Origin of the sequence: Rhodococcus sp. SMB37 (assembly GCF_004345605.1) — a bacterium.
Taxonomy (GTDB): Bacteria; Actinomycetota; Actinomycetes; order Mycobacteriales; family Mycobacteriaceae; genus Rhodococcus.
Genome location: NZ_SLVY01000048.1, coordinates 1 through 1,267 on the forward strand (window position 1 = coordinate 1; position 1,267 = coordinate 1,267).

1 protein-coding gene is annotated in these 1,267 nt (G+C 63.1%); it reads left to right on the forward strand.

Annotated elements, in window-relative coordinates:
• Positions 1-80: 80 nt before the first annotated feature.
• Positions 81-1,262, forward strand: coding sequence for an ISAs1 family transposase (locus EV641_RS29085; RefSeq protein WP_241997543.1), 1,182 nt, complete (start codon positions 81-83; stop codon positions 1,260-1,262).
• The last annotated feature ends 5 nt before the right edge of the window (positions 1,263-1,267 follow it).

Sequence of the window (1,267 nt, forward strand, 5' to 3'; positions counted from 1 at the left end):
CCGGAGAATACGGATGCGAGTGCGGGCACAGCGCTCACGTGAAAATGGAAGTTCTGACGCTCACATCTGCAAGGAACGCCATGCCCGCCTCCACATTGTGCACCACCGTCGTCGACTGCGCCGACCCGATCCTCGGTGAACTCGTCGATGTACCTGCTGCTCCGCAGGAACTCCTCGACGTCATCGCGCAGATCCCCGACCCCCGCAAGGCTCGCGGCATCCGCCACCAGTTGCCCACAGTCATCCTCATCGCGGTGACCGCGGTGGTCACCGGAGCCACCTCGTTCGCGGCGATCGCGCAGTGGGCCAAGTACTGCGGCCGGATGCTGCTGGACGCCGCGGGCATGATGAACGCGCAGATTCCGAGCGAACCGACGATCCGCCGCATCCTGGAGATGATCGACCCCGACACGTTCGACCTGCTGGTGTACGCCTGGATGCGGTTGTCTTTCACCATCATCGACGGACGAACAGTGATCGCGTGTGACGGGAAGACGGTGCGCGGTGCGAAGGACAGCGAAGGGAATCAGCCGCACCTGTTGGCTGCGATGGACCACGGCAGCTCCGCCGTGGTCGGGCAGGTCGACGTGGCCGCGAAGACCAACGAGATCCCGATGCTGCGTGAGCTCCTCGACCAGTTCGACATCGCCGATGTGGTGGTCACTGTCGATGCTCTCCACACGCAGCGGGACACGATCGACTACATCGTCGGCCGTGGAGGGCATGTGGTGATGACGGTGAAGAAAAACCAACCGAATCTATACGACGAGCTGAAAGCGCTGCCCTGGAAGGATATTGAGGGAGCGTCCAGCGTCGACACCAGTCGGGGTCGGAGAGTGCGCCGCACGATCAAGGCCGCTCAGGTGCCGGCGGGGGTGGCAGGATTCCCTCACGTCGGGCAGGTCGTGCAGATCCGGCGCACCCGCACAGTCAAGGGCAAAAAGAGCGTGGAGCTGGTCTATCTGATTTCCGACATGAACATGATCGCGGCTCGGCCGGAGGAGATCGCCGCGTGGGTGAAGGGGCATTGGGACATCGAGAATCGCGTGCACTACGTCCGCGATGTGACGTTCCGGGAGGACGCGTCCCGGATCCGCACCGGTAGCGGGCCGAGGGTGATGGCCACCCTTCGAAACCTCGCGCTCGGTATGCAGCGTGCTGCGGGGCACGTCAATATCGCTGCGGCCTGCCGACGGTATCAACTCTGCATTCAGGATGCGATAGAACTGGTTCTCACCAGCGGAAAGACGACTTTGACGTGACCCTG

Excerpts from the sequence above, each read along its gene's own strand:
- EV641_RS29085 (WP_241997543.1), top strand. The coding sequence starts at position 81 with ATGCCCGCCTCCACATTGTGCACCACCGTCGTCGACTGCGCCGACCCG.